The organism is Paenibacillus puerhi, from assembly GCF_009846885.1.
GTDB lineage: Bacteria > Bacillota > Bacilli > Paenibacillales > NBRC-103111 > Paenibacillus_G > Paenibacillus_G puerhi.
The window spans coordinates 163,255-182,922 of the sequence record NZ_WUWM01000013.1 but is presented as its reverse complement, the minus strand read 5'-3'; the positions used below and the strand labels follow the sequence as shown (position 1 = coordinate 182,922).

At 57.4% G+C, this 19,668-nt stretch carries 3 protein-coding genes; all 3 read right to left on the bottom strand.

The genetic code is table 11. The features are described 5' to 3' along the window. Window positions 1–16,037 (bottom strand): non-ribosomal peptide synthetase (locus tag GSF01_RS14015; RefSeq protein WP_159884984.1); only part of this gene is annotated, 16,037 nt, incomplete at its 3' end. A gap of 60 nt (window positions 16,038–16,097) precedes the next feature. Then, window positions 16,098–17,876 (bottom strand): ABC transporter ATP-binding protein, encoded by a 1,779-nt coding sequence (locus GSF01_RS14010; RefSeq protein WP_159884982.1) that lies wholly within the window; start codon window positions 17,874–17,876, stop codon window positions 16,098–16,100. Continuing rightward, a complete protein-coding gene (locus GSF01_RS14005) occupies window positions 17,851–19,650 on the bottom strand; it encodes an ABC transporter ATP-binding protein (RefSeq protein ID WP_235941487.1) in 1,800 nt (599 codons plus the stop codon). Before GSF01_RS14005 ends, GSF01_RS14010 begins: the two co-directional genes overlap by 26 nt. Window positions 19,651–19,668 lie beyond the last annotated feature (18 nt).

Genomic DNA, 19,668 nt, shown 5'->3' with positions numbered 1-19,668 from the left:
CAGTCGAAGTACGAGACGTCGACCGTCGCCTCCGTCGGGCCGTACAGGTTGATCAGACGGCAGCGGTTGATCCAGGCCACCGTCTGCTGGAAGCGCGCCACATGCTGCGGCGGCAATGCTTCGCCGCTGGCGAAGACGTGGCTCAGCGTGCCGAGCTGCTCGGCGAGCAGCCGCTCCGGCTGCTGCTCCGCGTCCTCGAGGAACGCGTGCAGCATCGCAGGCACGAAGTGCATCGTCGTCACGCCATAGCGACGGATCGTCTCCCGGATGCGCTCGGGGCTCTTCTCGCCTCCCGGCGTCAGCAGGCAGACGCTCGCACCGACCATCGCCCACCAGAACAGCTCCCACACCGATACGTCGAAGGTGAACGCCGTCTTCTGCAGGATTACGTCGCTTGCGCCGATCGGATAGCGTTCGTGCATCCACAGGATGCGGTTGAGCACCGAATGATGCTCAATCATGACGCCCTTCGGCTTGCCCGTCGAGCCGGACGTGTAGATCACGTAAGCCACGTCCTGCGGCCCGGCGGCCGGCTCCAGATCGGACCCGTCGGCGTCGTACACCGCCGCGTCGTTCAGGCTGAGCCGCTTCAAGCCGCTCAGCTCCAGATCGGCCGGCACGCGCGAGAGCAGGCGCTCCTGCCCGAGCAGTAGCCTAGCGCCTGAGTCCTCGGCGATGAAGCGGATCCGCTCCTCCGGATAGTCCGGATCGATCGGTACGTACGCCCCGCCGGCCTTGAGGATCGCGTAGATGCCGACGAGCATCTCCAACGACCTCTCGGTCAGCACGGCGACCATGTCCCCGGGCTTCACGCCTTCGGCTCTCAAGGTACGCGCCAGCCGGTTCGCCCGCTCGTTCAGCTCGCGATAGGTCAGCTGCTCGTCCTCGAAACGCACCGCGATCTGCTCCGGCGTCCGCTGCGCCTGTTCCTCGAACAAGCCGTAAATCGTCTTCTCCCGCGGATAGTCTGCCGCGGTGTCGTTGAACCCGTGCAGGATCAGCTCCTTCTCCTGCGGAGTGATCAGCTCCAGTTCACGGATCAAGACATCGGGCTTGGCTGCGATTGGCTCCAATATACGCAGGAAGTGCCCCTGCATCTGCTCCATGATCTCCAGGTCGAATACATGAGCGTTATATTCAAAGTCGATACGCAGCTGCTCGCCAGGCAGGACAATCAGGTTAAAGTCGTAATTCGTTTGCTCGGAGAGCGAGGCATTCGCAATCGTGAAGACCCCATCGTCTCCTTCAGCGCCCAATTGCTCAACCTGCTGTTCAACCGGATAGTTTTCGAACACCATAATATGGCTGATCAGGCTCTGCTTTTGCTCCGTCAAGGACTGAATGTCGAACAACGGATACGTGTCATAAGCATGTGACAACAGAGCTTGCTCCTGATGTCGCGTCATGACCTCGGCAAAGCTTTCGTCCAGCCCGTTCTGCACGCGGACCGGTATGGTGTTGATAAACAGGCCGATGATGCTCTCCACGCCCGGAATATCGGCGGGACGGCCGGATACGACGCTGCCGAACACGACATCGGTGCTGTTGTTGTAATGCTGGAGAACAAGACCCCAGGCGGTTTGCATCAACGTATGGAGCGTAACCTGATACCGCTTGGCAGCCAGACTGATCCCGTCGGTCAGTTCCTTGCTCAGCAAGCCGATAAGCTTGGACGGTGCGTAAGCATCGAATTTCCCCTTGGCTGCGGCTCCGGGCAGCAGCGTTTGCTGCTCATAGCCATCCAGATAGGCGCTCCAGTACGCTTGCGCCTCCTCCTTGCTTTGTCGCTCCAGCCATTCGATGTATTGACTGTATGGCGTCACTGGCGAAAGTTCAGGCTGTTTGTTCTTGCGAAGGTCCAGGTAGCTTTGGAAGACTTCTCCCGTCATCAGAGACAAGCACCAGCCGTCCATTAGAATATGATGGAAGCTCCAGACGAACCGGTACGATCGGTCGTCCGTCTGCAGGACGGCTACCCGCATCAGCGCTCCATGGCTCAGATCGAAGCCTTGCTCCTTGTCCTTCTTCATGTAGGCAGCAGCTTCCGCTTCGCGGGCTGACGGCTCGAGATGGCGCAGATCCTTGTAAGTAAAGTCGGCCTCCCTGCCCTCAGACACGACCTGAACCGGCTGATCTCCGAATCCGACGAGGAAATTCGTCCGGAGAATATGATGCCTTCTAATCAGCAGATCCAGACTCTGCTTGAACGCTTCGATCTGAAGCTCTCCATCCAACTGGAACGTCATCTGTTCAAAGTAGGAAGAAGAGTTCGGCTCCATCAAGCTATGGAACAGCATCCCTTTTTGCAGCGGGGTCAGGGCGTATACGTTCTCGAGCTTTCCGTTGAACCTGGTTTGCTCGGCAATCCGCTCCAACTGCTCCATCGTCAGTCCCTTCAGCAGCACATCGCTCGGCGTGAGCTTGATCTGTTCCTGCACTACGCAATGCTGGATTACTTCCCGCAGACTCGCTTGCAGCAAGGACGCCAGCTTCTCGATCGTTTCGCGTTTATAAGCCGTTCCTTGATAACGAATCGTCAGCTCCAGCTCGCTGCCTGCAACCATACCGCTCACATCGAGCGCATACTTGAGGATGGTCTGCGGGCTGACGGCGTCCCCGATCGGATAAGAGGAGAACCTCATGCCGCTGCGCTCCAGATCCTGATCGAATTGTCCCAAGTAGTTGAAGCTGATTTGCGGCTCGGCCACAAATTCCTCTTTGCTTCCCGGAGCCAAGTATTTCAAGATGCCGTAACCGATCCCTTTGTTCGGGATTTGCCGCAGCCCTTCCTTGACCGTCGTAATATGCTCGGCTATGGATTTTTCCGCTCCCATATCGAGCACAACCGGGAACTGGCTCGTAAACCATCCCACGGTGCGGGTGATGTCCACGCCCTCTACAATCGGCTCCCTGCCGTGACCCTCCAGGTTCACAAGCAGGTTCTCCAGGCCGGACCACCGCTGGACGGCCAATCCAAGCGCGGTAAGCAGCAAGTCATTGACCTCCGTCGTATAGGCCCGGTTCGCATGCTTCAACAGCTGCTCCGTTTCCTCGCTTGTCCATGTCACCTGAACGGTTTCGCTGAGCTCCAGAGTTGGTTCGCCGCTCGGATCATGATCACGCGGCAGCTCTTCGAATCGGATAGCTTCGATCCGCTTCCAGTAGTCGCGCTCGCTGGCTAAGCCGGCGCCAAGAGCATACGTTTGAAGCTCTGTTCCCCAGGTCTGGAACGAATCCGTTTTATGCGGCAGCCGGATACTCTGTCCCTTCAATGCCTGCTCATAGCCCTCGGACAAGTCCTCGAACAGAATGCGCCACGACACCCCATCCACCGCCAAATGATGAATGGCGATCAAGAGGTGGTCGCCGTCCGCGCAGCGGAACAGTCCCAGCTTCAGCAGCGGTCCGGTCTCCAGGCTCATGCCGCTTTGGATGCTGTTCGCTTCGCGCTCGATGGCAAGTAGGCAATCGGATTCAGCCGTGAAGTCATGGACATCCAGCGTGTATAACTCGCCCTCGCTTGCGCTTCGTATGGAAGCTTCGGCTTGGCCGGCGTCGGTACGAATGACAAGCCGAAGGATATCATGATGCTCGGCAAGCTTTTTCACCGTCTGGCGAAGCGCCCTCTCCTCAAAGCCTTGCTCCCGATACAGCATGACGGCCTGATTAAAATGATGCGGCTCCGCCTGCTGCTGCTCGAAGAACCAATGCATAATCGGCGTAAGCTCCTGAGCGCCCTGAACCTCGCCCTGGTAAGCCGTTCTGCTCGCCGCGGTCAGATGTGGGCTCAGCTCTTCTATGGTCGGATATTGGAACATATCCTTCATCTGCACCCGGTATCCCGCCTGCAGCAGCCGGGAGGACACTTGGATCGACTTGATCGAATCGCCGCCAAGCTCGAAGAAGTTGTCGCGAATCCCCACTCGTTTCGCTCCTAATACGCTTTGCCACACGGAAGCAAGCGCGTGCTCCGCTGCCGTCCTCGGAGCCGCATATTCGCTGCCGGTATGGAGCTCGCCTTCGGGTGCAGGCAGCGCCCTGCGGTCCACCTTCCCATTGACGGTCAGAGGCAGCTCTTGCAGGCAAACAAAATACGACGGCACCATATAACCGGGCAGCTCCTGCCCCAGCAGCCTGCGCAGCTCGGATGCGCCCAAATCTTTGTCCGAGACGTAATAGGCGCATAAGTGCTTCTGACCGCTGTCGTCTTCCCGAGCCAGGACAATCGCTTCCTCTACGCCATCGAGCTTAAGCAGACGGGTTTCCACTTCCCCTAGCTCGATGCGGTAGCCGCGGATTTTTACCTGGTCGTCGATCCGGCCCATAAACTCGATTCTTCCGTCCGGCAGCCATCTGGCCAGATCGCCGGTCCGGTACATCCGCTCGCCAGGGGCAAACGGATTGTCCATGAATTTCTCGGCGGTAGCTTCCGGCCGGTTCAGATACCCGCGGGCGACGCCGTCGCCGGACAACCAAAGCTCGCCGGGAACCCCTATCGGATTCAGCTTGCCGCCAGCCCCTACGATATAGGCCGCCGTATGGCTGATAGGTCTGCCGATCGGCAATCCGGCCGCATGCTCCTCCAGTTCGTCTACCGGCTGATAGGTGGCGAACACGGTCGTTTCCGTCGGACCGTATACGTTGACCAGCTTACCCGGCCCAAGCTCGCGCAGAGCTCTCCTCACATGCGGTACCGAGGCCCGTTCTCCTCCGAACAGCACTTTGCGAACCGTACTCAAGGCTCCGGCCTTCACGTCGACCAGTACGTTGAACAGCGCCGTCGTAATGAACATGACGGAGATTCGCTCTTGTTCGATCAGGACCGCTAGCTTTTCCATATCCAGGAAGGTTTCTTTGGACACGAGGACCAGCTTGGCCCCGTTCAGCAACGCGCCGAAGATATCGAAGGTAGAACCGTCGAACGCATAGCTCGACAGCTGAAGCACAATATCCGAACTGCCGATTTCGATATAATTCGTATCCCTGACGACTCGAACGATATTCCGGTGTGTGGTCAGGTTGCCCTTCGGCGTGCCCGTCGTTCCGGAGGTGTAGATGACATAGGCCAATTGTTCCGAGACTGCCTGCACTTCCAAATTCGACCCGTCCTCCGCATAGGAGCTTTCAGCATCAAGCAGCAGCCTTTGTCCGCTGTACGAGACTTTCGCCTGAAGATGCTCCTGGACGAGCAGCAGCTTGGCACCAGAGTCCTCAAGCAAGAGGCTGATCCGCTCCTCCGGATATTCCGGGTCGATCGGCACGTAGGCGGCTCCGGCTTTTAATATAGCGAGAATGCCCACAATCATCTCCGGAGACCGTTCGGTCATCAAGCCTACGAAATCCTCCGTGTCTACTCCCTGCGCGCGAAGCGTGCGGGCAAGCCGGTTCGCCCTTTCATTCAGCTCGCGATAGGTCAATCCTGCGCCATCGAAGACGACTGCTGGCTGCTCCGGCATCCGCTCGGCCTGCTCCTCGAACAGCTCATGAAGCGTCTTTTCGCGCGGATAATCCGATACGAGCGGGTTGAACTGGCGGACAAGCTGATCCCGTTCCTCCTCTGTCACCAGCTCCAGGTCATCTACAGCCAGCAGCGGATTGGCCGTGCATTGCTCGATTGCGTACTGGAAATGCCCTTTGATGCGGACAATATCCGCCTCTTCGAAAGCTAGCCCATTGTACGAAATGCGAACGAGAATTTCCTTGCCCGGCATCACGATCAAGTTGAAGTCATAATTGGTTTGCTCGGTCGTCTGCACGTTCGATATCGCAAATCGATGATCCCCATCCTGGCCGACCTGCTCCACTTCCTGCTCGACCGGATAGTTTTCGAAGGCCAGGATATGGCTGAACAGCGCTTGCTTCTGTCCGCTTAAACCTTGGATCTCGTAGAGCGGATACGTTTCGTAGATCCGCGACTCGAGCGCCTGTTCTTGAAGCCTGCGCATCAGTGAAGCCAGCGTGTCGCCTGACTCCGCGCGAACGCGTACCGGGATCGTATTGATAAATAATCCGACGATGCTCTCCACGCCTGGAATTTCCGCAGGTCTTCCCGATACGACTCCGCCAAAGACGACGTCATCGTGATGGTTGTACCGCTGCAGGATCACGCCCCATACCGCTTGGATCAGCGTATTGACGGTCACTTGGTGAAGCTTGGCCGTCTGTTCGATCTCGCGTGTCAGCTGTTCGCCGAGGCCAAACTCCATCCGGGCGGACTCATAGCCGACGACAGTGCCCGCCGAGCCCGCTGCGCCTCCTGCCGGAAGAACCGTATGCTGCTCGAAATCGTGCAGGTAGCTCTTCCAATAGGCGGCTGCGTCTTCCTCCCGCTGCTTGCCCAGCCAGTCGATGAACTTGCTGTACGGAACCGGCTCCAGCAGCTGATGCTTCCCTTGCGCGACAAGAGCGAAGTAATTGTCGAATACTTCCTTCGTGACCAGCGACATGCACCAGCCGTCCATGATCATATGATGGAAGCTCCAGACGAACCGGTAATGATCGTCGCTTAAGCGCAGGACCGAAACGCGCATCAGCGATTCGCGTTCGAGGTCGAAGCCCTTCTCCTTATCCTGAAGCGCGTAGGCTTCGGCGTAGTCTTGTCTTTCCTGCTCACTCCAAGCGCGCTCGCGCAAATCCTCATAGAGCAGCACGCCTTTCCGGCTGCGGAACACGACTTGTACCGGCTCATCCTTCCATTGCCCGTATACATTAGTCCGCAGAGCTTCATGCCGCTGTACGAGCGAATCCAGACTTTGCTTGAACGCCGCGACATCGAAGCTTCCCTTCAAGTCGAAGGTCGCTTGTTCGAAGTATGCGCCGAGCTTCGGATCCATCAGGCTGTGGAACAGCATGCCCTTCTGCATCGGTGAAAGGGCGTATACATTCTCCAGCTCGCCAAGCGCGCGGGTTTGCCCGATCAGGCGTTCCAGCTCGTCCGTCGTTACGCCGGCCAGCTTGACATCGCTCGGGGTAAGCTCCGATTGCTCCTTGCTCACGCAATGGGCCAAGATATCCTGCAAGCTTGCGTGCAGCAGGCTGCCGAGCCGTTCCACGGTCTCCCGCCGATATTGGGTCGTGCCATACCGGATCGTGAATGCGAGGGAGCCATCTGCGACGACCCCATTGAGATCCAGGGCAAAATCCATCGCCGCTCGCCCGCTGACGTCCCCGCCCGTCGAATAAGGAGACGGCTCCAGACCGCTGCTCTTATAATCCTGGTCGAATTGACCCAAGTAGTTGAAATTAATTTCCGGCTCCGACGCAAGCGAAGAGCTCTTCTCTCCGTCGGACATATATCTGAACAGGCCATAGCCGATCCCTTTATTCGGAATACGTCTCAGGCTTTCCTTCACGCTCTTAATCCGCTGCGCCAGCGGCTCGTCCTCCCGCAACGAGAGCAGGACCGGGAACTGGCTCGTAAACCAGCCTACGGTACGGGTGATATCGACATCCGGGACGATGTCCTCCCGGCCATGGCCCTCCAGGTTGACAAGCACTGTCTCCAGGCCAGACCAGGCATGAACGGCTGTCCCGAGCGCGGCGAGCAGCAAATCGTTGATGTCCGTGCGGTAAGCGCGATGCGCTTCCTTCAGCAGCTGACCGGTCTCCTCCGGCGTCCAGCTTACGGTGACGACATCGCTGTCCTTGAGGAGAGCGCGTCCGCCTTCGTAATCTTTTGGCAGCTTGGCATGACCTGCCTGCTCGATCTCACGCCAGTACATCGACTCCTGCTCAGCCTCGGGACGGCTCGTGTAGTGAACGAGCTGCTGCGCCCAGGTCTGGAATGAATCGGTCTTCTGCGGCAGCCGTACAGGCTGGCCGTTAAGCGCCTGCTCATAAGCAGCTGCCAGATCCTCAAATAAAATACGCCATGATACGCCGTCCACGACCAGATGATGGACGACAATTAACAGATGATCGCCTTCCTCGCAGCGGAATAAACCGAGCTTCATCAACGGGCCTTCCTGGAGGTCGATGCCTGCCTGAATAGAGGATGCTATAGACTCGATGCGATCTGCAGGCTCCTTCTCCGCAGTCAAGTCAAAGACGTCCAGGCTAAACGGCTCGCCTTCGTCCATACCCCGGTTCCAGGCGGTATAGCCCTGCTCCGATGGGCGGAATACCGTTCTCAGCGCATCATGATGCTCGGCGATTTTTTTCATCGCCAGCCGCAGCGCCGTTTCCTCAAAGCCGGCTCTCCGATACAGCATGACCGATTGGTTGCTGTGATGCAGATCCGCCGGATTCTGCTCGAAGAACCACCGCTGGATCGGCGTGAGCTCGACGACTCCTATGACCGTCTCTTGACTAGCCAACCTCGCCGACGCTTGAAGAAGCGGGCTGAGCGCCGCAATCGTCGGATAGTCGAACAGATCCTTCATCACCAGCTTGTAGCCGGCCTGAAGCAGCCTTGAAGAAACCTGGAGAGCTTTGATCGAATCCCCGCCAAGGGCGAAGAAATTATCCTGAATCCCAACCTTCTCCACGTCAAGCACCGCTTGCCACACGGAAGCCAAGATATGCTCGGCTTCGGTTCGGGGCGCTGCATACGCCTGATCGGACGTCCCGGTATGCTCGGGCACCGGCAGCGCCTTCCGGTCCAGCTTGCCGTTCGGTGTCAGAGGCATCCGGTCCAGACGCATCAAGCGGGACGGTACCATATGCGAGGGGAGGGTTTGCTCCAGATAAGCCTGCAGCTTGGCCAGATCCAGCGACTCGTCTGCAGCCGCATAGCCGCAGAGGTAGATATGGCCTCTCTCATCCTTGCGATCGATGACGACGGCCTGGCGGACGCCGGCGAACCGCTGCATCGTCGTCTCGATTTCCCCAAGCTCAATCCGGTAACCGCGCAGCTGAACCTGGTTGTCGATACGGCCGATAAAGTCCACATTGCCGTCCTTCATCCAACGGGCCAGGTCCCCTGTCCGGTATAGACGTTCTCCCTCCACATACGGATTCGGGACAAACTTCTCCGCGGTCAGGTCGGGACGGTTCAAGTATCCGCGCGCTACGCCAGGGCCGCCGATGCACAGCTCCCCAGGCACGCCCACGGGTACGGGCTTCAGGCTGGCATCCACGATATAGAATCGGGCATTCAGCCAAGCCTGGCCGATCGGCACATTCCCCGTCTCGGGCAATTGGGCAAGCGGTTCGTCGTAGAAGCTGGAATCGATAGCCGCTTCCGTCACGCCATAAGCGTTCATGATGCGGAATTGCGAGCCGAACCGCTCCTGCAGCGTCCGATAATCCGTCACGCTGCAGCTGTCCGAGCTTGTAATCAGGAGCCGGAGCGAGCTGAGCCGGAGATCATGCTCCCACACATGCTGCATGAACGGAACGATCAGCGCCGGCGTCGATTCCAATACCGTAATCCGGCTATGCTCAAGCCAGCCATACAGACGCTCGGGATCGATGCGGTCTTCCTTCGGGCAGATGACCATCGTTCCGCCATTGTACAGCGCGCGGGCTATATCGCCGACGAATACGTCGAACGAGAAGCTGGCAAGCTGCAGCACCCTGACCGGCTCTTGGTCAAGCCGATATTCCCGTCGGTAAGCTTCCGCCGTATTGGCGAAGCTTCCGTGCTCGATCATGACACCCTTCGGGCGGCCTGTCGTACCCGACGTGTAGATGACATAGGCCAGATCTCCCGGCTCATGCCCGAGCGGAACGTCGGATGTATCCTTGTCAAAGGAGGCGGCGTCATCCAGACTAAGCACTGATCCCAGCTCGCACTCCGCCGACAGCTGACGCACGCGCTCCAGCAGATGAGTTTGGGTCAGCAGCACCGAGGAGCCGGAGTCCTGCAGCATGAACGATATGCGATCAGCCGGATAATCGGGGTCGATAGGCACGTAGGCGCCGCCCGCTTTCCAGACGGCCAGTACGGCGACCAGCAGATCCGTCGAGCGGTCGGCCAGTATAGCGACGACGGATTCCTTGCGGATTCCTTTTGCTTGCAGCGTCCTTGCCAGACTGTTCGACTGCTCGTTCAGCTCCCGGTAAGACAATTGGGCGTCCCTGAAGATGACGGCCGGATGCTCCGGGGCCGTCAGCGCATGCTTGTGGAACTGAGCAAGGAACAAATCCTCGGGCATGCTCAGCTGAGGCACAGCCGGGCCTACGAAGTGATCCAGAATCAGCAACTTCTCCTCGGAAGTCACCAGCTCCAGCTCCCCGATCCGAATCTCCGGGTTGTCCGCAGCCTGCTCCAGCACACGGATCAGATGTCCTCGGATCTGCTCGATGCTCGCCGGGTCATAAGCCCGTGCATTATATTCGAAATGAATGCCGATGTTGTCGCCGGGGATGACCGTGATGTTAAAGTGATAGTTCGTCTGCTCCGACATCGACACTTGAGAGATGCTGAAGCTGTCTTCGGCACGCTCTCCCATCCGCTCCAGCTTTTGTTCCACCGGATAGTTTTCGAATACGATAATATGGTTGACCAGGTTTTGCTTCTGCTCGGTGAGCGCCTGAATCTCGTACAGCGGATACGTTTCATAGGCGGTCGAAGCCAGTGCCTGCTCTTGCGTTTTGCGCAGCAAATCGGCAAAGGACTCCTGGGCTCCGCCCTGTATCCTTACGGGAATCGTGTTGATAAACAACCCAAGCATCCGATCGACGCCAGGCAGATCGGACGGACGGCCTGACACAACGCTTCCGAATACGACGTCTTCCTGGTTGTTGTATTTCTGAAGCACAATGCCCCAAGCCGCCTGAAGCCAAGTATTGACGGTAACTTGATGCTGCTTGGCAGCTCTGTGAATCCGTCCTGTCAGCTCTTGCCCAAGGGCGAAGGACAGCTTGTCCGCCTCGTACCCGTCCGCCTTGCGTTCTTGCGGCAGGCTGGTTTGATGCTCGAACCCTTCCACATATCGACTCCAGTAGTCCGCCGCTTGAGCGGTGTCCTGACGCTCCAGCCATTCCAGATACTGGCCGTAAGTAGGGACTGCGGCAGTCTCGGGCTGCCTCTGCTCGACCAGCGCAAAGTAGGTTTGGAACACTTCGCTCGTCACCAGGGCCAGGCACCAGCCGTCCATGATGATATGATGAAAGCTCCAGACGAACTGATAAGCGTCATCACGGGTTTGTAGAACGGCGACGCGCATCAGCAGGTCATGCGCAAGATCAAAGCCTCTGGCCTTGTCTTCACGCACGAAGGCCTCGATATAAGACTGCCGCGCAGTCGCGTCCAGCCCGCGAAGGTCCTCGCAGCCGAAGCCGGCTGGCTTCTGGGTATACACGATCTGCAGAGGCTGTTCATGCCATCCGCTGTAATAATTCGTCCGCAAAATAGGATGACGGCCGACCAGCAGTTCCAGACTCTTCCGGAACTTCTCCACATGGAAGCTTCCCTTCAGCTCGAAGGTCGCCTGCTCGAAATAAGCCCCCGAGTGCGGCTCCATCAAGCTGTGGAACAGCATCCCCTTCTGCATAGGCGTCAGCGGGTAAATATCCTCCAGCTCGCCCATCGGCCGGGTACGCTCGATCAGCTCGTCGAGCTGCTCCATGGACAGTCCCTTCATCAATACGTCGCTTGGCGTCAGCTCGGGCTGCTCTTTATTTGCGCAGTGAGCAATGACCTCGCGAAGGCTCGCCTCCAGGAGTCCGGCCAGCTTCTCGATCGTCTCCTCGCGGTAGGTGGTGGCGCTATAGCTGATATCGATCCGAAGGGCTCCCTCCGTGATCATGCCGTTCAGATCGAGCGCATATCTTCTGGCCATGCGGCCGCTAACCGAGGCGCCGCTGGAATAAGGCGAGAAGCGAAGCTCGCTGTTACGCAGATCCTGGTCGAACTGCCCCAGATAGTTAAAGCTGACCTCGGGCTCAATCGATGACACAGTCCGTGAGGAATCCTCCGTCAAATATCGGAGCAGCCCATAACCCATCCCTTTTCCTGGAATACGGCGCAGCCCTTCTTTGACCCGCTTAATCCCCTCGGCTACCTCCGTACCCGCTCCCAGATCAAGGAGAACCGGATATTGGCTGGTGAACCAGCCTACCGTGCGTGTAACATCGACATCCTTTATAATGTCTTCCCTTCCATGCCCTTCCAGGTTAATAAGGGCAAGCTCATTCCCCGTCCACTTGCGAAGCGCGATACCCAGGGCTGCGAGCAGCAGGTCGTTCACTTCCGTGTTGTAGGCACGTGGAGCCTGTCTCAACAGCTGCTCCGTTTCCTCTGCGCTCCATCCCGCCGTCACTAGCCGGCTGTCCGAGATCAGCGGGTTGTCTAGTCCTTCCGTCGCGTAATCCTTAGGCAGCGGATCGATCGGGGCTTGCCGAAGATGCTGCCAGTACTCCCGCTCGGAACTCCTATCCGCCTCATTCGCATAGCGTGCGAGCCGGTCGGCCCATAGCTGGAAGGAATCCGTTTTATGAGGCAACCGGATCGCCTCTCCCCGAAGGGCCTGCTCGTACCCGGTTGACAAATCCTCCAGCAAAATACGCCAAGATACGCCGTCGACGACCATATGGTGAATAACGAGCAGCAAGTGGTCTCCATCGTCGCAGCGGAACAGACCCAGCTTGACGAGAGGGCCTTCACTTAGCGATAAGCCGCCTTGGATGTCGTTCACTTTCGCTTCAATCGCTGCGGCCGGCTCCGGGTTGCCTCTGAAGTCGACTACCTCCAGGCTGTAAAACTCGCCTTCCGAAGGCTCCCGATTCCAGCCCTCAATCGCTCCGCCTTCCGCCTGCCGATACACGATGCGCAGGGCGTCATGGTGAAGCACCAGGCGATCCAGCGTCAGACGAAGCGCCGACTCATCAAATCCGCTTTCCCGGCAAACCATAATCGCTTGGTTATAATGATGCGGATCGACTGGCTGCCGCTCCAGGAACCAGTGCTGGATAGGCGTCAGCTGGACGGCCCCGCTTACTTCACCCTGCTCGGCCATGCGCGTAACCGGGTGTACGTATCCGCTCAGTTCGGCTACCGTCGGATATTTAAACATATCCCTCATTTCAACCTTATAACCGTTCTGCAGCAACCTGGAGGATACTTGAATAGCCTTGATCGAATCGCCGCCCAGCTCAAAGAAATGATCCAGCACGCCGATAGTCCTGACGCCCAGCACGGATTGCCAGACGGATACTAGCGCCTGCTCCACAGCGGAACGGGCCTCCACGTAAGGCGCTCCAGCCTGGACGCTGCCTTCAGGCGCCGGTAGCGCTCTGCGGTCTACCTTGCCGTTGGCGGTCAGTGGAATCCGCTCAAGCTGTACATAGTAGGACGGAACCATGTACCCCGGGAGCTCGCTTGAGAGCTCGCTCCTTACTTTGCCTGCGCTCAACTCAGACTCTGCCATGAAATAGGCGCATAAGTACTTCTGACCGTTCTCATCCTCGCGGGCAATAACGACCGCTTCTTGCACGCCCTCCACCTTTAGCAGCTGCGCTTCCACTTCGCCCAGCTCGATGCGGTATCCGCGAATTTTGACTTGTTCGTCGATCCGGCCCTTATATTCCAGCGTGCCGTCGGGAAGCCAACGAACCCAGTCGCCTGTCCGGTAGCAGCGTTCGCCGGCCCGAACCGGACTTTCGATAAATTTCTCCGTTGTTAGCTCCGGCCGGTTCAAGTAACCTCGCGCCACCCCGTCTCCGCCAACCAGCAGCTCGCCCCATGCTCCAACCGGCTGCAGCCTTAGGGAGCTGTCTACGACATAAGCAGTCGAATTGGCAATCGGTCGCCCGATCGGCACCGAGCCTGTTTGCTCTACCGTGATGGGGTAGGTCGTGGAGAACGTCGTATTTTCCGTCGGGCCATAGCCATTGACGATCGTCAGACCCGGGTTATCGCGGAGCACCCGGTTGATATGAGTTCTTGAGAGCACGTCCCCGCCTACGAGCAGCGTAGTCATACCGCTGAACATGCGGCTGTCCTGCTGGGACAGCTGGTTGAAGAGCGGAGAGGTCAGCCACATGGTGGTGATCGCATATTGACGGATCGCTTGCTTGAGATTGGCAGCGCTCAGGATAACGTCATTGCTGACCAGATACAGCTGTCCGCCATTCAACAGAGCTCCCCAGATTTCAAAGGTCGAGGCATCGAATACGATGGCGCCCGTCTGCAGGATGCGGGTCGTCTCGTCGAGCTTGACGTAGTTCGTATGCTTGACAAGCCTTACTACGCTGCGGTGCTCTACCATGACGCCCTTTGGCTTCCCGGTTGTCCCCGACGTATAGATGACATACGCCAGCGCATCGGGCGCGCTCGACAGCTCCAGATTCGAGCCGTCACCGCTGTAGATCCGCTCGTCCTTCATATCCAGAATGGAACCGTCATAATCGGCCGGGATCATAGACGGGTCGCTTGCCAGCATCACTTGTGCCTGGGAGTCCTCAAGCAGGAAACGGATTCGCTCCTCCGGGTAGTCCGGGTCGATAGGGACATACGCTCCTCCTGCCTTAAGAATAGCTAGTATACCGACAACCATTTCTATCGAGCGTTCCGCCATAATAGCTACCGGCTGCTCGGAGGCCACTCCCAACGCCCTCAAGGTACGTGCAAGCCGGTTCGACCGTTCATTCAACTCCCGGTACGTCAGACGGCTGTCCCCGCAGATGACGGCCGTTTGTTCAGGTGTCCGCTGCGCTTGCTCTTCGAATAGCGTTGCTATTGCTTGCTCACGCGGATAATCGACCGTCGTATTATTGAAGACATTCAGGATGAGCTCTCGTTCCTCGTCGCCCAAGAGGGACAGCTGCTGAATGTTTTGATAAGGATTTTCGATCATTTGGCCCGCGACGGCAAGGAATTGCTCGATGATTTGGGTAATCTCGGTCGCGTTGAATAACTCGATCCGGTAGTCCAGAAACATAACAAGCTTATTCTCGTCTACCATTTCGACCATATGGATATCGAAGTCATTCACGGTATCGCCGCAAAAATCGCTGTATACCTTCATGACCGAATCTCCGAAGCCGGCAAAGCTCAAAGCGCGATATTGAATGGAAATCCCGAACAAGCGCTGAATATCCTGGCTGCGCTGGCTCTCCCTCAGGTCTTGAATAATTTTATTGTAAGGATATCTTTGATGGCGCAGGATGGAGGATTGCTCCTTGGCCACCTTCTGTACGAACGACAGCAGCTCCGCCTCCGGCTCCACCTCGACACGGGTAGCGACCGTGCTGACGAACATGCCGAGCATATCCTTTTCTTTCTTGGTCGTCCGGTTGGCGTACAGCGTACCGATCGGAATGTCCTTTTCGTTCGTTGCCTTGTGCAGATATATGTATAAAGCCGCTAAGAAAAACGTAAACAGGCTTAATTGATGCTTGGCGCAAAATTGCTTAACGCCTTCGTATACGTCATCGTCGACCGTCACCGCTTCTCGGACAGCTTCAGAGCTCATCGTTACGGGATTGTACGCTTTCAGCCCGAGCTGATCGGGCATGCTTTCGAATTTTTGGCGCCAATAGGCCTGATCCTTCTCATACCGTTCGGACGCTTCGTAATCGGCCTCGTTCGTCAGAAAATCAAGGTAAGAAGGAGCCTCCGCGTCTCCCGGCTCCTCTCCCTTCATATAGGAGGAATAGGCATCCGATATTTGGTTGAGGATCATGTTCATGGAGATGCCGTCGGTCGCAATATGATGCATCTTCACGTTATACCAATGCTCTTCGTCGCTCAGCTTCAGCAGCACGAACTCATACAGCACGGTGTCCAGCATCGGCATAGGCTTGCGGAGATGCGCCTTTACCCATGCCAAAGCGGCCTGATCCGGGTTTTCCTGATCAGAAAGATCTATTAGCTCAAAGTCTTTGATTTCATGCTCTTCTATATACTGCTTCGGCATGCCATCGACTGTAGTTAGTCGGATTCGGAAGGCAGCGTGCCGGCCAATGACATGGTGGACGGCTTGTTTCCAGAGGTGCCGGTCGAAACTGCCGTGAATGCGAATCGTAGCCGTAACCGTAGAGACACATGTGCCCGGATACATAATGTCCATGTACCATATACGCTGCTGAGGCTGCGATAAAGGAAGCAGCTCCGGTTGCTTGCTTGGGCTGTTTGTTAACCCGCTAGTCATCTTAAGTGCACGCTCCTGTCTAATGTGTATTAAATTGTAGGCTTTCCGTTTCATCCCGAATTACGCCGGCTCCAGTACCCGGCTCGTATCAAACTGCATCTCGTATAGTCTGGCATACAGTCCGCGACTGGCGAGAAGCTCTTCATGGGTCCCCTTCTCCTGGAGCCGTCCCTCCGCAATGACGCAGATCTGATCGGCATGCTCGATGGTCGACAGCCGATGAGCGATGACAATGGTTGTGCGGCCTTTCATCAGCGCTTGCAGAGCCTGCTGTACCTCGTACTCCGACTCGAGGTCCAGCGCGGAAGTGGCTTCGTCCAGCAGCAGGATCGGCGAATTTCGGAGCAGTGCTCTGGCTATGGAGATGCGCTGCCTCTGCCCGCCGGAGAGATTGGCCCCGCGTTCGCCTACCACCGTCTCGTATCCGTCAGGCAGCTCGGTGATGAAGGTATGGGCGTAAGCGGCCCTTGCGGCTTGCTCTAGCTCTTCCATCGAAGCGTCCTGACGCCCCATCCGAATGTTGTCGGCTATCGTCCCTTGAAAGAGGAAGGCTTCTTGAGGAACATAGGACATCAGATTCCGGATATCCGCAAGCTTATAAGCCCCTGCACGCTTCCCCCAGAGGCGGATTTCCCCTTGGTCGGGAGGATAAAAGCCAAGCAGCAGCTTCAGGATAGTACTCTTCCCCCCTCCACTCGGTCCTGCGATTGCCGTCACGCGACCGGCCTCAAAGGACAGCGAAAGATGATGGAGGACATGCCGCTCCGCGTCATAGCCGAATGAAATATCGTCGAGCTCCACGGCGAGGACCTGCTTCTCAGTCTCCTCAGCGGCCTTCGCATCGGCAGCTGCGTATGCGTCTGCCGGCTCTGTCGGCTCCTCGAGCAGCTGGCGGATGCGTGCCGCTCCGGCAAATGAATTTTGCATCAGCGTCACAGCAGCGCCAAGCTGCAGAAACGTTTGCGAAATGCTGCCCTGCAGCTGGACGATCTGCCCGAGCGCGCCCAGCTCCAGCTGCTGGCGTGCCACCAGAAACAAGCCAATGATCAGAATACCGCCCATGCTCAGGAACTGGATCGCGAAGTTCCCTGCTTCCAGCAGCCCGGATTGATGGCCTTGCCGGATGCCCGACTTGCCGACTTCTTCGCTTGCCTCCGTAGCCAGCCGGCCGACCTTGTCGTTCAGCCCAAACAGCTTGACTACCTGCAAGCCGGCAATCAGGTCGCCCATTCTCTCGGTCAACTGCCCCATTTGCTTCTGGAGCTGGTCGCTCACTCGGCGCATGGGTCCCGCAAACCTTGTATTGATGAGAACGGCCAGCAGACCGAGCACAAGCAGCGTAAGTGCAAAGCGCCAATCAATCGTGCATAAGACGGCCATCGATCCGACAAAGGTGATCGCCTGCGTGACTATGGATTTCAGATGCTCGTTGTACGTCTGTTCGATCGCTTGAACGTCATTGGTCATTCGGGAAAGCAAGTCGCCTGAATGCTGGCGCTCGGCCGCCCGATAAGACAGGCTGCCGATATGGCGGAATACGGTCATCCGAATATCGGCCAGGGTTAGCTTGATACTGCGCAAGTACATGTAGTTAAATAGGGGCGAAAGCAGACTGACCGCCAGCACGGAACCGCTGATGAGAGCGATCGCCCAAAATAAATCATCCTTCTGGCCTCCGACCGCGAAGTCGAGCAAATACCGGATCACAAAGGAGATAAAGATAGCGAGTCCCGCATTTACCAGACTGTCGCCGACCATGCCTATCAGATACGTCCGCTTTCTTGCCGCCATAAAGGTCATGAGCTGCTTAAAATCAGAGAATGCCTGCTTCAAGGACAACGGAAGCCCCCCTTTCCCGCACATCCTTATCCTTGTCCGTCTCCGGCTCAGGTTCCTTGGCTAATTGATAGGCATACAGCTTCTTATACACGCCGTCCATCCGCATCAATTGCTCATGGGTGCCGCTCTCGGCAATCTTCCCCTGATCGAAAACAAGAATGCGGTCTGCCTGCAGCACGGTTGACAGCCTGTGTGCGATGACGATAACCGAACGTCCTGCCATCAGTTGCTTCAATGCGGCCTGCACGTACGCCTCCGACACCGTATCCAGCGCAGAAGTCGGCTCATCCAGCAGCAGCAGCGGAGCTTTCTTCAGGAAGGCACGGGCGACAGCGATTCTCTGCTTTTGCCCGCCGGACAAGTTGCCGCCCCGTTCGCCCAGCACGGTCTCATAGCCCTCCGGCAGCTGCATGATAAAATCATGGGCGTTTGCCGCACGGGCGGCAGCTACAATCTCGTCACGGGTAGCGTCCAGACGGCCGTAACCGATGTTCTCGGCCACGGTCGCCGGGAACAAGTAGGACTCCTGGGAGACTACCGAGATCTGCGTGCGAAGCTCCGCTAGGTTCCAGTCCGCCAAGGGACGGCCGAAGACCTGAAGGGTCCCGTCTGTCTCCCCGGGCTCGTAAAATCCGCACAGCAGTTTGAAGAGCGTGCTTTTTCCTCCTCCGCTTGCGCCGACGATCGCAAGCGTCTCTTCTCTATGAAGCTGGAAGCTGATCCCGTCCAGCACCTTATGCTCCCCGTCGTAGGAGAAGGTAAGATTGTGAAGCAGGACAGGGACGCTGTCGGGCCCGGCTTGATGCCGATTCTCGCCCTGTCTTTCCGTCGGCCAATCCAGCGCCTCGAACAGACGGCGGGCGGCTCCGGAAGCTTCCTGGATACGCGCCATCAGCTCCGGTGCGCTACCGACCGGCTGGAGCACGAAGGCTAGCAGGTACAGAAATAGGATAATGCCGCCTGCGTTCAGCTCGCCTAGCGTAATCAGATGACCGCCATATACGATCACAAACACGACCGGCGCTGTCAGACAAAGAATCGCGATGGGGCCTAACGCCGCATAGCGTTTTTCAAGGCGCAAGCTTTGTTGGACCGCTTCCCTCATCAGGCTGCTGTATCGTTCGACGAACAGGGCCTGCGCATTGCAGGCTTTGATGACGGACAAACCTGCGATCGAATCCTGCGCCATCGCGCTCAGCCTGCCAAATTTCGTCTGCACCTGCTCCGAGATGGACTGCATGGAATTGGTCAACAAGCCCGCGACCACCATACCCAGAGGCAGCAGCACGAGGCTGGAGAGAACCAGCTTCCAGCTCGTGAGCAGCAGAATAATCAAGGCTCCGGTAAAAACGACGGGCAAATAAAACAGATTGGCAAAATGCTGGATAAAAAAGGTTTGCAGGATCCCAGTATCCTGGGTCAGCCGGGAGATCAAATCCCCTGTTAGCTTACGTTCCACGCTGGGAAGGGGCAGATCGCCGATCCGGCGGACCAGCTCGTTGCGCATATCGCGAAGAGCCCTCACGCTGAATTGGGCCGACGCATACTTGATCAGATACCGGCAAGGCATGCCGATCAGGATCATTCCGGCGATGAGCAGAACAATTTCGCCGGGGGTCTGATCCCCGCTTTGAACCATACGTTCCAGAAATTTGCCGAGTACAATTTCAATTGCTGCCACTGCAAGCGATGCCGCCACCGTCATGGCGACCCAATGGGAGTAGGGCCGCACATAACGGATTAGCCGGCGAAATACCGTAGAACGTGTTGTCAAAGTGAGTACCTCCAACTG